Here is a 13845-nt window from a genome sequence, read left to right as displayed (position 1 = left end):
CCTGCCATAGGCTGGAGAACGACATGGCAAAGCCCCTGAGCGAGTACAACCGCAAACGCGACTTCGAGATCACCGCCGAGCCGGCCGGCAAGTCAGCGGCCGGCAAGCGCAACGCTTCGGCCCTGAGTTTTGTGATTCAGAAGCATGCTGCGCGCAACCTGCACTACGACTTTCGCCTGGAGCTGGACGGCGTGCTGTTGAGCTGGGCCGTGCCCAAGGGCCCGAGCCTGGACCCGAGCCAGAAACGCCTGGCGGTGCACGTCGAGGACCATCCCCTGAGTTATGGCGGCTTCGAAGGCAGTATTCCTGCCGGGCAATATGGCGCCGGGGATGTCATCGTGTGGGACCGCGGCATCTGGCAACCCCATGACGATCCGCACAAGGCCTACGCCGCCGGCAAACTGAAATTCAGCCTCGTCGGCGAAAAACTCGCAGGGGACTGGACGTTGGTGCGCACGCGGCTCAAAGGCAGCGGTGACAAGGAGCAATGGCTGCTGATCAAGGAAAAGGATCAACAGGCGCGCCCCTCGGCGCAATACGATGTCGTCGAGGCCGAACCCGCCAGCGTGCTCAGCAACGCGGTGGTGGGTAAGGCCAAGGGCAAGGCCAAAACTGCAGCGGCACCCAAGACAGCCCCCAAGGCGAGCACGCGCAAGCGAGCAACCGCCGTCCCCGAAGCATTCTCCCCACAGCTGGCAACCCTGGTCGACCGGGCACCCGAAGGTGACTGGCATTACGAGATCAAATTCGACGGTTACCGCATCCTCGCGCGCATTCGCGACGGTGAAGTCCGCCTGTTCACCCGCAACGGCCACGACTGGACCGAGCGCCTGCCGCGCCAGGCCAAAGCCTTGCAAGCGCTCAAGCTCAAGGACAGCTGGCTGGATGGCGAAGTGGTCAGCCTCAACAGCGACGGCTTGCCGGATTTCCACGCCTTGCAGAATGCCTTCGATATCGGCCGCAGCCTCGACATCGTTTACTACCTGTTCGATGCGCCGTTTCTTGACGGTCGCGATCAGCGCCAAGAGCCGGTAGAAAGCCGTCGCGCGGCACTTAAATCCGCCCTGTCTGCCAGCAAGAGCAAGCTGCTGCGCTTCTCTGAAGCCTTTGCCGCCGACCACCGCGACATTTTCGAAAGCGCCTGCGACCTGGCCCTGGAGGGTGTCATCGGCAAGCGTGCCGGCAGCCCTTATGTGTCCAGCCGCAGTGCCGACTGGATCAAGCTCAAATGCCGTTTGCGCCAGGAATTCGTGATTGTCGGCTATACCCGCCCCCAAGGCTCGCGCACCGGGTTTGGCGCGCTGCTCCTGGCGGTCAACGACGACGCCGGGCTGGTGTATGCGGGGCGTGTGGGCACCGGTTTCGACCAGGCGTCGCTCAACGCCATCTATGCCAAGCTCACCGCGCTTGAGCGCACGGACTCGCCGCTGCAAAAGCCGTTGACCAGTGCCCAGGCGCGCGGCGTGCACTGGGTCGAGCCGAGTCTGGTGGGTGAGGTGCAGTTTGCCGAGTGGACCCGAGAAGGCGTGGTGCGCCAGGCTGCATTTGTGGGCATGCGCACCGACAAGCCGGCTGCGCAGATCATTCATGAACAGCCGCGTACGGCCAAATCGGTGAAGGCGCCAAAGACGAAAAAACCCGGGAAGGCGGTGAAAACCGTGAAAGCCATGAAAATCACCCACCCTGATCGTGTCATCGACACGCAGAGCGGCACGCAAAAGCAGGAATTGGCGCAGTTCTACGCCGATATCAGTGCATCCATCCTGCCCTTTCTGCGCAACCGGCCTGTCTCGCTGCTCAGGGCGCCAGAGGGCATCGAAGGCGAACAGTTCTTCCAGAAGCATTCCGAACGCATGACCATCCCGCACATCAAGCAGTTGGACCCGACACTTGACCCCGGCCACGCCCGCCTGATGGAAATAGACAGCGCCGATGCCCTGATCGGCGCGGTGCAAATGGGCACGGTTGAACTGCACACCTGGGGCGCGACCACGGACAAGATCGAAACCCCCGACCTGTTCGTCCTTGACCTGGATCCGGACCCCGCCCTGCCCTGGAAGTCCATGCTGGAAGCTGCGCAGTTGACGCTGTCGGTACTGGATGAAATAGGTTTGCAGGCCTTCGTCAAAACCAGCGGTGGCAAAGGCTTTCACCTGATCGTACCGCTGGCGCGACGGGATAACTGGGACACCGTCAAAGCCTTCGCCAAAGCCATCGCCCAATTCATGACCCAACAACTGCCGGAGCGCTTTACCGCCACCAGCGGCCCGAAGAACCGCGTAGGCAAAATCTTCATCGATTATCTGCGCAACGCCCGCGGCGCCAGCACCGTAGCGGCTTACTCCGTGCGGGCACGGCCAGGCCTGCCGGTGTCGGTGCCCATCAGTCGGGATGAACTGAGTAGCTTGCGCGGCGCCCAGCAATGGACGGTGGCCAATCTGCACGAACGGTTGCGGGATTTGAAGGCCGACCCTTGGGCCGGCTATGCCAATCGTCAGAAGATCAGCAAGCAGATGTGGGACAAGCTAGGCGCGAAGCCACCGAAGTGATTCGCGCCCGCGCAGCTCAGATAAGGATGAAGATCAGTGCCAACCCGGCGAAGATTGCCCATTTTTCCAGGTAATAGCGCGTGCGATTGCGCTTTTTGAGTTCCTTGCCACGCAACCTGATTTTATACAATCGGGTAAAGGCGCGGTTGAGGGCGCCGGTCTTGTCGCCCTCGTCATTGGGCGACCCCGCAGCGGCCATCACATTGCGGCTGAACCAACGGTTGAATGCGGCTGCCCAGCGGTATTTCATCGGTCGTTCGATGTCGCAGAACAGAATGATGCGGTTATGCGATGTGGTGTTCTGCGCATAATGAATGTAGGTCTCGTCAAACATCACCGGCTCGCCGTCGCGCCAGTAATAGCTTTCGCCGTCCACATTGATATAGCAGCCCGGATCGTTCGGCGTGTCCAGCCCCAGGTGATAACGATAGGAACCGGCGTAAGGGTCACGGTGACGCACGAGCCTGGAGCCCGGCGGCAGCTCGGCGAACATCGCGGCCTTGATCGAGCCGATGCTTTGCACCAGTTCGGTGGTGCGCGGGCACAGCTTCATCGCTGAAGGGTGACTGTCGCCATACCATTTCAGATAGAAGCGCTTCCAGCCGGACTTGAAGAACGAGTTGAACCCCACATCGTTGTACTGCTGCGAACGTTTGATTTCTCCGGCCCGCATCAGGTTCTGGCCTTCCTGGCGGATCTCTTCCCAGTGCTCCTGCAACGGGCTCAGGTCCGGAAAGTCGCTGGGCGACAGAAAGGGGCGGCTGGGTTGCCTGGAAAACAGGTACAGGAAGCAGTTGATCGGCGCCAGGAACGTCGAATGGTCGCTAAGTTGGCGGCCCAGCTTGTGTCGCACCCGGCCACGCAGATGTACATACGCGATGGAGGCAACGTAGAGAGCAACAATGATGAGTTTCAAGGGATTCGTCACACGTCTGGGAGAAAACAGGCTGCTCCTGCGTGCCCACAACGGCCGAGGATGGATAGCAGCACCTGAAATCACAATTCACATACAGGTGACACGACCGGCTGGAGGACCATGCGATGTGTGACCATTGGCGGTTATTTAGCCATACTTTGTAACCAAAGGTTAACTAAGAATTGTGAAAAGCTGTCTACTGAGTGTGCTGGGGGGATGAGCAGGCGGGCCTCAAGACCCGCCCACTGGAGGGCAGTGCCATGGCTTACAGTTGATCGTCCTTACGCTCACGGCGGGAAAAACTGCTGTCTTCCAATGCCGAGAAAGGCACGACGTCGCGTCGAGTCAGCACCAGGTGGCGGACCAGCGCGACCATCAGGCCCAGCAGCAGACCGCCCACCAGGCTCAATGCAATGACCAGGGCTTTTTTCGGTTTGATCGGTGACAGTGGCTCTTGGGCGCGGCGGTCGATCGTCACCAGCTTCAGGTTGCTCATGTCGATGTTCAAACCACGCAGCCTGGCGACTTCGGCGCGCAGTGGCTCTACGTCCTGCAGGAAAATGTCTTCATTGCCACGTTTGCGCAGCACTTCAACTTCCCGGTTGGCGTCCAATAACCGCAGTTCCTTGCCGATTTCAGCAATACGCGGGTTGGTGAAGTCATCGCTGGTGCGCTTTTGCAGCGCGACGCGCTCAGCCTCCAGCGCCTCGGTACCCATGAAGTACAGCGGAATCTTCTGATTGTTGACCTCAGTGCGCATCACCTGGCTTGAGCCGGTTCGCGTGGAGTCGGCCATCGAGGATGGCGTGGTCGGTGTCCTGATCCCCATGGACTGGGCGATGCCGATTGCTTCAGCCAATTCGGCCAGGCGGTTGGTCCGCTCCATTTTCATCTGCAAGCGCAGGGCGCTGAGCTCATCCTCCAATTGGGCGCGCTTGAGCCGGTCGGCTTCGAGCAGCTTGGCGATCTTAGATTCCTTGTCGGTGTCGTAGTTGGCACGGGCCGCGCCGATCTTGCCCTTGAGCTCATTGAGGCGGTTGTTCACGATCACTTTGAGGTCGGCCCCCACCTGCTGACGCTCTGCGGCAATGGCGTAGTCGACAAACCCGTTGAGAATCTTCACCCCGTCGACATCGGTCGGGTACTGCAATTCCAGGCGGATATAGTTACTCAGCGAGTCGGATTTTTTCGGGTCCGGCAGGATCAGATTGACCGAATTGCGATTGAAGTCTTCAAAACTCTGCTCCAGGGTCTGCCCTGGCTTCTTGAACGCCTTGAACAATTCTTCATGGTCCTTGAAGAAGCCCAGACGCGCCTCGTACGAGTCCAACTGCGCGCCCACTTTGAGCAACGCATCAGCGGGCGGCAACTTATACACTTCCGAGCGGTTCAGCGCGTCCAACTCATTGATTGCCGCAGGTCGCAGCACACTGCTGACCTCGTACGTCTTGGGCGCGAGAAAGGCATATCCCGCACCCAGAATCCCCGCCAGAACCGTACACCCCACGATCAGCTTCTTTTGCCGCCATATGGCATTAAACAATTCAAACAGATCCATTTCATCAGACGCTACAGCAGGCGTAAGCGAGGAACTTCGATTCAAAATAAGAACACCTTAAATTAATACTAAAAGGCCATCACTTAGCGGAAGCCCTAGCGGCTTCAAGTCAGGGACAACGCCCTGAACACGGCCGACCAATGGCAGTCTGACCACTTAGGCTGATGAAAAATCCCACTGCTTTAAGGATTATTTCTGCTTCATGTCGACGTGTAGTCACAAACATATTTCGATGTGGGACTAATCACGCTACAAGCGTAGTCAATACAACATGAAAAAGCTGTCAAATGGCTGTCCCATAAAGAAAAAAATCCCGTTATCTGCAGTGCTGTTACATTGCCAGTACCACTGCCCGCCTCCCCACCCCAGCACAAGGAAATTGCATGCCATCCCCTTCAGCCACGGACTATCGCGCCCTGCAAGGTGCCTGGGAGCAAATCGCCCTGGAAGACAATGGCGTGCTCAACCCTCCCGACGCGCACAGCGCGCCAGGTGCCATTACCACTATCAGCGCGGATACATTCGAAGTCGTCACCGTCGAGGGGGAAATCTTGCTGTCAGGCCGTTTTGTACTGGACGCCGACACCACGCCCAAGAGCATTACCTGGGTGGACGCCATCGGCGCGGACGCCGGCAAGTCGCTACCGGCCAGCTACCGCCTCGAGGGCGATCATTTTGTGTTCATCGCCGCCGATGAAGGCATGCCCCGGCCCACTGTATTCAGCACAGGCCCGGGGCAGACCATGCGCACCTTCGTGCGTCGGGCATGAACGGCCTGCTTATCCGGTTTGATCACAGCATTTTCACAAGGCCTTCACTTTCCGACCTCTAAGGTGAAGCCTACCTACTCCAGTGAATCCCTTGGCCCGCCTCTGCTTGCGGGCTTTTTTTTGCGCCTGCAATTGCCAGGCAACAGCGAACTAATGACCCGGCGTGCAGGTCACTACCCCAACGCGTGTCCAGCCCCGGACTGCGCTCTGGAAGATAGCATCGTGGCCCATCACTCAGACCTGCGCACTGCCTTGTCCCTGGACAGCCTGAATTTCTTTCTCGCGGATGTGCGCGACGGCCTGGGTCCGTACCTGGCGATTTACTTGCTGGCGGTACACCAATGGGATCCGGCCAGTATCGGCGTGGTCATGACCCTTGCCGGGGTCGCCGCGTTGCTCACCCAGGGCCCGGCGGGTGCGTTGATCGACCGTACCCGCAGCAAACGCGCGGTGATTGCGATTGCTGCGCTGCTGGTCACGCTCAGCTGCCTGATGCTGCCTTTCGTCAGTTCATTCGGCTGGGTGGCGCTGACCCAGGCCGCCAGCGCCATCGCCGCCTCGGTGTTCGCCCCGGCGATTTCCGCGATTTCCCTGGGCATCACCGGGCCGCGTGCGTTTACCCGGCGTACCGGGCGCAACGAAACCTTCAATCACGCCGGCAACGCCGCAGCGGCATTGCTGGCCGGCGGCCTGGCGTATCTGTTCGGGCCGGTAGTGGTGTTCTACCTCATGGCGTTTATGGCCGTCGCCAGTGTCATCGCCGTCAGTTGCGTCCCGGCCAAGGCCATCGACCACGAAGTGGCCCGTGGCTTCGACCCGGCTCATCACACTGACCATGAGCAGCCCTCGGGGCTGAGCGTGCTGCTCGCCAACCGCCCGTTGCTGCTGTTCGCCATTTGCTGCGCGCTGTTTCACTTGGCCAATGCTGCGATGTTGCCGTTGGTCAGTCAGAAGCTGTCGCAGATCAACCTGCAGATGGCCACGCCGTTGACCTCGGCCTGCATCGTCGCTGCGCAGTTGGTGATGGTGCCAACGGCGATGCTGGTGGGGATCAAGGCCGACGTGTGGGGACGCAAGCCGCTGCTACTGGCCGGGTTCATGATTCTGCCGTTGCGCGGCGTGCTCTACACCTTCTCCAACGACCCCTATTGGCTGGTTGCCGTGCAGATGCTCGATGGCATCGGCGCAGGCATTTTCGGCGCGTTGTTCCCGGTGATCGTCAAGGACCTGACCCAAGGCACCGGCCGCTTCAACGTCAGCCTTGGCGCACTGTCGACTGTATTCGGCCTGGGCGCGGCACTGAGCAGCAGCCTGGCCGGCTTCGTGGTGCAAATGGCCGGCTACAACGCCGCCTTCCTGACCCTGGCCGGGGTGGCCGCCGCCGCATTGCTGCTGCTGTGGCTGGCCATGCCGGAGACATTGGCCAAACCAACCTTCGCTGGCCATACAACTGTTGCCTGACATATGCGAAAAGGCGCGCCAAATTCCAACACACATCCCGAATTTTCCGCTCAGCGACCGGGTTTCGCGCCTTGATGTCGCTGTTGACGCATGCCTGAAGGCACCTGCCGTCACGCTCGCAACCCATTGATAGGTAAAGTAATTGATCTCCACAGCTAACATCACCATGCGGTATGAAACGCATAATGGTGATTACTGGTGATCAGTGTTTACTGGGCCAAGTCGTCATGAGTAAGCAACAATAACGCACCGAAATGCACCCGTTGGTTCCAAGACTGGTCCCAACGGGTAAATTCAAGCTCATGCCGAAACTGCATACCCCCCTCCTCCGGCGTCCTGCCAACCGATCTCCCAACTCCATAATTTGCCTGCTACGCTGTCCACTCCAAGGAGGAACAACGATGCCAAATTCTGACCTGATCCCTTCCCTATTATCCAAACTCTACGAGAACCAACTCGCCCTCGAAGCCTCAATCATGGAACTGTCCAACTGGGTGGAGCAGCGCGGCTCCGCTGAAGTGGCAGACAATGTGCGCGGCGCCCTTTTCACGATCGGCGACAATGAAGAATTCATCAAAATGTCTCTGGCCGTCCTTATGACGCAGGACTGAGCTCTACTTGCATGCCACCGTCCAGAGCTGGTCCAGTTTGGTGGTATAGCTCTGGCTCATCATCTCTCGACGCATCCCCCAGTCGGGGTTGGTCGGCACGCTGGCAGACCGAAGCGTACCTCTGCCCCACCGCTCATTGATCTGATCCAGCACAGTCATTACACGGGTTGCCTCGGCCGCCTGCGATATCGCGAACAGATCGTCCGTGTATTCTCCTGGCTGATACAGGTTGAGCAGCATTACCTCGGCCTTGCTGTATTTGAAGCCCGGTCGGAAGATCCTGTCGAGCGCATCGACAGCGGCTTTCGTGAGCAGGCGCACGTCATCGGTAGGGTACGGCATATCGACCACCACGCCGTTGGCATACTTCGCCTCCTCGGGATTGAACATCCCGGTGCGAATGCAGACGCGGACCTTCTTGCAGAGAGAGTTCTGGGCGCGCAGCTTTTCGGATGCCCTCATCATGTAGGTGGCCACCGCTTCCTTGATGGGGGGTAGCTCGGTCAGGCGTCTTCCGAACATTCGGCTGCAGCATATTTCTTGCTTGGGTGGGTCGGGCTCGTCCAGTTCCAGACACGATGTGCCGGCCAGCTCCCGCGCCGTCTTTTCGATCACTACGCTGAATTTCTTGCGGAGCGTCCGAGGATCGGCCTTGGCCAAGTCCATTGCCGACTTGATCCCCATTGCGTCCAGGTGCAGTTTCATTTTCCGCCCGACGCCCCACACTTCCGCGACGTCGGTATTGCGCAACACCCAATCGCGCTTGACCGGGTCGGTGATATTCACCACCCCGCCGGTCTGCGCCTGTAAGCGCTTTGCGGTGTGGTTGGCCAGCTTGGCCAGGGTCTTGGTGTTTGCAATGCCGACGCCGACGGGGATACCGGTGCCGCGCAGCACCTTTGTTCTGATCTGGCGCCCCAGGGCATCGAGCCCCGATATACCCGTGAGGTCGGCGAACGCTTCATCAATGCTGTAAATCTCAACCGCGGGCACCAAGGTCTCGATCAGCGTCATCACGCGCTCGCTCATATCGCCGTAAAGCGCATAATTCGACGAGAAAGGCACGATGCCGTGCTGCTTCAGCTTGTGCTTGATTTGGAAGTACGGCTCGCCCATTTTGATAAATGGCTTGGCGTCATAACTCCTGGCGATCACGCAGCCATCGTTGTTGCTCAGCACGACGATTGGGGTTTTGGCCAGGTCGGGCCGGAATACCCGCTCGCAACTTGCATAGAAGCTGTTGCAATCGATAAGGGCAAAGACCGGCGGGTTAGACATGACTGCGCACGGTGCTGGTGATCACGCCCCAGATCGATAGCTCGTCACCTTCGAGGATGTAGCGCGCTGGGTACTTAGGGTTTTCTGACAGCAGGATAACCTCGGCCCCACGCTTGCACAGGCGCTTGCACATCGGGTCGTTATTGAGCAGGGCCACGACTATATGCCCGTGAGCTGGCTCAATAGAGCGGTCCACAACAGCCAGGTCGCCCTCGAAAATGCCAGCGCCTTGCATGCTTTCGCCGGTAATGGCGATCAAGTAAACGTGAGGCGCGCGGATATTTAGGACCTCATCCAATGAGATGTGCTGCTCGATATGGTCGGCTGCTGGTGATGGAAACCCAGCTGGCACCCGAAACGAGCAGAAAGGCAGCTTCGTGCCGCCTTCGGATATAGGGCCTAAAATGGTGAAGCTCATGATGCAGCCTTTACACGAACTGTATGAATGTACAGTTAACTTTGCAGAAGGCTTGTGGTCAATTTTTCTGTAGGGGATTTCGACAGACGGAGCGGCGCCTATGTGCGGAAGGCTTTCACAATACAGCGGGATTCATGACTTCGTTGCGGCGCTAAGCATGCCCCATGCTCTGGCGAACTCCTTGGGCGACGAGCCGATAGAGCGATACAACGTGGCGCCGACGACCGCAGTTGCGCTGCTACATCTGCAAGACGACTTGCTCCACGCCGACCCGGTGCGCTGGGGGTGGCGACCGCATTGGGCCAAGGACCGCGCCGCGCCGATCAACGCGCGTGTGGAAAAGGTCGCCCACGGCCCATTCTTTCGGGCGATCTGGCCGCACCGAGCAATCACGCCTATCGACAACTGGTTTGAGTGGGTGGATGAAGGAGGCCCCAAGAAGCAGCCCTACTTGATCCGCCGGCGGGATGGTGGACCGATATTCTGTGCTGCCATCGGCCAACTGCCGGATGCCGATGAAGGCCCAGGCGAGCATGACGGTTTTGTGATCATCACCGCGGACAGCGCCGGGGGCATGGTGGACATTCACGACCGACGGCCCATAGTGCTGACGGCTGACCTCGCTTGGGAGTGGCTGAATCCTGCCACGCCTAAAGAGCGCGCCGAACAGATGGTGTTGCACCAGGGCGAGCCGACTGAGGTGTTTGAGTGGTTCAAGGTTGACACAGCCGTTGGTAACGTCAGAAACAAAGGCAGCGAACTGATAGTGCCTATCGCCTAGCTTTAGGAGAAATACCAAATCACAGATATGACGGCGACCACCCAGCCAAGGGTGAGCAGAAATGAAAGACCTGCGAGCCGCTTATCCATGATGCCCTGTCGAAACCCCCGATGATCGCGATACTAACGTGCCGTGAAAGAGTAGTTCAGCGCGATCAGCGCGCAATAGCCCTGACATATGCCTGGCACGCACGCAAAGCAATTATGGCGTTGTCTCCGTCATCGGTGATGGCGACAATTCGTTGCGCATGCGCTGGGTCAAGTTGGGCTCGACGGGCTGCATGAACCACGCAGGCGGCGCCGGGGGTGGCAGGCACGTCGCAGCGACTGGCTGTGTCCGTGGCGTCGAGGAGGACTGACAGCCGGACATCAGCAGTGGCAAGGCGATCGCGCAGAGCAGCTTGGTTACGTTGGGCATCGGTCAATTCCTTGGTGTGTTGTTGGTCCTGCATTGCGATCCGCTGCTCGGTGACCAGGCGCTTGTCCTGCTCGGCCTTCTGCAGCCGCCTGGCCTCGTTGGTGATGGCGTCGAGCTGCCCCTGGTGCGCAGAGCTCTGCGCGGATAGCTGTTCAGACAGCTGCTTGCCCAGGCGCCAGTCCTGAATCTGCCAGGCGCCGCCGGCGGCACTGGCCATCAGCACCAAAATCAGCACGACCAGGCCGACCAGCTTCTGCACCGGCGTCATGCAAGCACCTTCAGCGCTTTGTCGTACAGCGCCTGGCGGTCGGCCTGTCCGGTGGGCCCACCATTGATGCGCTTGGTGATCTTCTCGAACTGCCGCTGATCCGCCAGCGTGTTCAGTCCTTTGGTCGACCAGAACCAAGCCGCTGACATGGCGGCGTGCTGCGGCATCTCCAGCAGCTCAGGCTTGTTGATCAGGTCCAGGCCCAGGGCTTCGCCGCACGCGGCATAATTCGCGCGCCCGGTGACCTGGATCAGGCCACGCCCGCGGTACTTGGAACCGTCCCCCTTCACGGTGTTGCCCAGATCGGCCCGACCTTCGTACCCGGCCTGTTGCTTCGTTGGCCCCCAAATCTCACGCACATATCGCAACTGCCCCGACTCATGCCCGACCTGGGCGATGAATGCCGCCATGCGCAGCTGGGTCACGATCGCGTGCCGGCGCATGGCCGTATTCAGCACAGGAACAAAAACGCCGGCATCGCGGCCGGCGTTCGGGAGTATCTGCAGCAACTGCTGCTCGGTGATAGGCATGGCTTTCTCCAGGCGAAAAAAAACCGCACAAGGCGGGCGGTGGTCTGCTTCAGCGTTTACGCGGGAACGGCTGGCCACTCAATCGTTTGAGGGTAATCCGCTTGGTCGGGAACCCGGCTGAGCGCCACGCGGTATTTCTTCCACCCCTTCAGGGCGGCCATGCCTGCATCGGTGGCTTCGTCGACATCAACCGCATCCTGGAGAGGCACGATCGCGTAGTCGGCGGCGGAGCGTAAACGGGCGATTTCTTCTTGGGCAACTTCCAGAGGATCAGCTGACGTCGGGGGCAGTTCGGGCATCTCCTGAACGGGCAAGGCCTCGACGGCCACATGAAGGGTGATGCTGTGCACCAGGTCGGCAGGCTCGCCGTCCTTGGCAATGCTGACCGCCAGCACCCCGTCGTGGTAGCTGATCGCGACCGAGCAGGCCGCATCGATCTGGTTCACGACGTAGCCCCAACCTTCAGGAGCCGGCACCATCCCAAGCGTGCCGTAGACCAGGTACTGTCCTGGACCTGGGTGTTCCGTGGTGATGGTGTTGACCCCCAGGGAAGTGATGTCGATGACAGCGCCGGTAGCGCCGAGGATGTTTACTGCTGCGCGAGTTTTCATTTAGATCGCCTTCAGTGTGCCGTCAGCGGCGCGAGTGGTGTTTGCGGTGCTGTAGAACTTCGCCCAGCCAGACCAGCCGGCAGAACCTGTCAGCCTGCGCATGCCCGCTTCTGTAGCCGCATAGTCAATTGCCAACTGCCCACCGTAATTGTAGGTGCCGTCGAAGTTCGCCGAAAATTGCTGTAACACCCCAAAGCCCGAACCAAAATCAGGCCGCCCAGCAGTGGTAGACGAGTAACGATAGGTGCCAGTTTTGGATACCTGGCTGCCACTGATGTCGGTGCAAAGGACCAGGCCCATGTTGTAGTCGGCGCCGTCGCCAAATGCGCCGACGCCAATTACGTTGCCTGGGTTAACGCCGATGGTGGCAATGGCAGCGTTGCCCAAACCCAGAGCGGTGCGGGCAGCAGCTGGAGTTGAGCTCCCGGTACCGCCCTTCGCGACCGGCACAATGTTCTCAACAGATACTGACCCCAGACCCGCGAGAGTCGCCCCCCACTGCTGCACCAACAGGTTGACGGCGTCAGCGAGCGCTTTGGGATAGCCGTTCACCGGAACAATCCCATAACCAGCGCCTGCTGAAGTGGGACCCCGGTACGCGGGCGAGATCGACACCGACGTGTCGTTCGCCGGATTGATGATTTGGTATATACCGTTGTCCGGCCCGACAAACATATCGCCAGATCGGCAATTTGAAAACTTCGTACCTGCACCTGTTACAACGGTACTTCCATTAGTAACGGTGACCGTTCCTTCTGAAAACCAAGATGGCATGTTTACCTCCAGTCTAAATTTATGTGCATCACTACTTGAATCAGGGAATCAAGCCTGCATTTTTGCGAAAACTGCCGGTATGTAAAACGTGTTCTGAGGCGTTGCGCCTGCTGTAAGAGCCCACAACCTATTACCGGTAAAATCCCACCAGCAATATATGGAGGCGGCGCGCCGTGAACTTCCGGCGACGTCCATACCGAAGTTATTTATTAGCATGTATTCGTCGCTGGAGAAAACAAAGGGCACGCTGAAATAAACGATAGTTAATCCTTGAGAGTCCCGCCCCGATGTAACGTAGTTCCAAGATGGCAACGAACGGCTAAATACCGCGCTGGGTGTGCCTGTGTCGAAGATCAGCGACTCATTCTGATCGTAGAGCCGACCGCCCCACAGAGCTGTAGGGCTAGCAACGTATGCGGCGGCAAAGTAACTTCCTCGGGGCTGGGCGGTTCTCACGTCATACGCTCGAACGTAGAACCCCGTCCAATTGCCGGGCGATCCAAGGATAAGAACCCTACAAAGCCCAGCAACGATTCCGACATTGTCAGGTTTAACAAACACCAGCGGCGGTTCTTGAGTAGTTATGACCCTCTCGAAATTCGTCGCAGACCCTAGGCCAGATTCTTGCGTAGGGACAAAGCGACCTTTAGACAAAATTGAAAGACGTGCGTACTCGGAATCGAGAATAACCACATCATCATTATTCTTAAACTCAAATCCCCAACTCATTATTTGAACCTCGAAACAATAAGCCTTTGAGTGCCAGTTCCGAACTGTCCTTCGAAAGCTGTTCTATGCCCCCTCCACACCCTGATCTGATCCGTTAGTATTTCTGGCTCATATTGAACCAAGATGTGTTGGTCGGTTGTGTATGGGCCAATCGGTACGACGACAGCGGTGCAG

General features: G+C 58.9%; 14 protein-coding genes. 5 read left to right on the top strand and 9 right to left on the bottom strand.

The window, feature by feature from the left end:
* The first annotated feature begins 23 nt into the window (after nt 1-23).
* Nucleotides 24-2549, top strand: coding sequence for a DNA ligase D (gene ligD / locus CIB54_RS17600; RefSeq protein WP_101220471.1), 2526 nt, complete (start codon nt 24-26; stop codon nt 2547-2549).
* A gap of 16 nt (nt 2550-2565) precedes the next feature.
* Here ligD and lpxO read toward each other — a convergent pair whose 3' ends face one another.
* The gene (lpxO, locus tag CIB54_RS17595; protein ID WP_065950798.1) at nt 2566-3465 is read right to left on the bottom strand and encodes a lipid A hydroxylase LpxO; all 900 of its coding nucleotides are present in this window, start codon (nt 3463-3465) and stop codon (nt 2566-2568) included.
* Nucleotides 3466-3730: 265 nt separating this feature from the next.
* Entirely contained in the window at nt 3731-5023 is a 1293-nt protein-coding gene (locus CIB54_RS17590; RefSeq protein ID WP_101220470.1) for a Wzz/FepE/Etk N-terminal domain-containing protein, read from the bottom strand.
* 383 nt (nt 5024-5406) lie between these two features.
* On the opposite strand from CIB54_RS17590, the gene CIB54_RS17585 reads away from it, so the two are divergent.
* From CIB54_RS17585 to CIB54_RS17575, 3 genes are all read left to right on the top strand, one after another.
* Nucleotides 5407-5793: a TIGR03067 domain-containing protein gene (locus CIB54_RS17585; RefSeq protein ID WP_101220469.1), complete on the top strand. Its 387-nt coding sequence runs from the start codon at nt 5407-5409 to the stop codon at nt 5791-5793.
* A gap of 222 nt (nt 5794-6015) precedes the next feature.
* Nucleotides 6016-7254 carry an MFS transporter gene (locus CIB54_RS17580; protein ID WP_101220468.1) on the top strand — a complete coding sequence of 413 codons (1239 nt, stop codon included), beginning with the start codon at nt 6016-6018 and terminating at the stop codon, nt 7252-7254.
* Nucleotides 7255-7655: 401 nt separating this feature from the next.
* Entirely contained in the window at nt 7656-7865 is a 210-nt protein-coding gene (locus CIB54_RS17575) for a hypothetical protein (protein WP_065887146.1), read from the top strand.
* Between the two features lie 3 nt (nt 7866-7868).
* Here CIB54_RS17575 and umuC read toward each other — a convergent pair whose 3' ends face one another.
* Both umuC and CIB54_RS17565 read right to left on the bottom strand, forming a co-directional pair.
* The gene (umuC, locus tag CIB54_RS17570) at nt 7869-9143 is read right to left on the bottom strand and encodes a translesion error-prone DNA polymerase V subunit UmuC (RefSeq protein WP_101220467.1); all 1275 of its coding nucleotides are present in this window, start codon (nt 9141-9143) and stop codon (nt 7869-7871) included.
* On the bottom strand, nt 9136-9561 hold the full coding sequence (locus CIB54_RS17565; protein WP_065936683.1) for a LexA family protein: 426 nt from the start codon (nt 9559-9561) through the stop codon (nt 9136-9138). Before CIB54_RS17565 ends, umuC begins: the two co-directional genes overlap by 8 nt.
* A 100-nt stretch (nt 9562-9661) precedes the next feature.
* On the opposite strand from CIB54_RS17565, the gene CIB54_RS17560 reads away from it, so the two are divergent.
* Entirely contained in the window at nt 9662-10342 is a 681-nt protein-coding gene (locus tag CIB54_RS17560) for an SOS response-associated peptidase family protein (RefSeq protein WP_101220466.1), read from the top strand.
* A gap of 154 nt (nt 10343-10496) precedes the next feature.
* Here the strand turns inward: CIB54_RS17560 and CIB54_RS17555 are convergent, their stop codons facing one another.
* Genes CIB54_RS17555 through CIB54_RS17535 form a run of 5 tightly spaced genes read right to left on the bottom strand, consistent with a single transcriptional unit; the run spans nt 10497 to nt 13671 of the window.
* Nucleotides 10497-11027: a lysis system i-spanin subunit Rz gene (locus tag CIB54_RS17555; protein WP_101220465.1), complete on the bottom strand. Its 531-nt coding sequence runs from the start codon at nt 11025-11027 to the stop codon at nt 10497-10499.
* A complete protein-coding gene (locus CIB54_RS17550) occupies nt 11024-11557 on the bottom strand; it encodes a glycoside hydrolase family 19 protein (protein WP_101220464.1) in 534 nt (177 codons plus the stop codon). Before CIB54_RS17550 ends, CIB54_RS17555 begins: the two co-directional genes overlap by 4 nt.
* 56 nt (nt 11558-11613) lie before the next feature.
* Nucleotides 11614-12168, bottom strand: coding sequence for a tail fiber assembly protein (locus CIB54_RS17545; RefSeq protein WP_101220463.1), 555 nt, complete (start codon nt 12166-12168; stop codon nt 11614-11616).
* Nucleotides 12169-12942 (bottom strand): hypothetical protein, encoded by a 774-nt coding sequence (locus tag CIB54_RS27475; RefSeq protein ID WP_198557198.1) that lies wholly within the window; start codon nt 12940-12942, stop codon nt 12169-12171. It abuts the gene before it with no gap.
* A gap of 48 nt (nt 12943-12990) precedes the next feature.
* Nucleotides 12991-13671, bottom strand: coding sequence for a hypothetical protein (locus CIB54_RS17535; protein ID WP_101220462.1), 681 nt, complete (start codon nt 13669-13671; stop codon nt 12991-12993).
* Between the last annotated feature and the right edge of the window lie 174 nt (nt 13672-13845).

This window comes from Pseudomonas fluorescens (genome assembly GCF_002837185.1).
GTDB classification, from domain to species: Bacteria; Pseudomonadota; Gammaproteobacteria; order Pseudomonadales; family Pseudomonadaceae; genus Aquipseudomonas; species Aquipseudomonas fluorescens_AM.
Note: the sequence above shows the minus strand (reverse complement) of the source record. Positions and strands in the feature narration are given on the sequence as shown.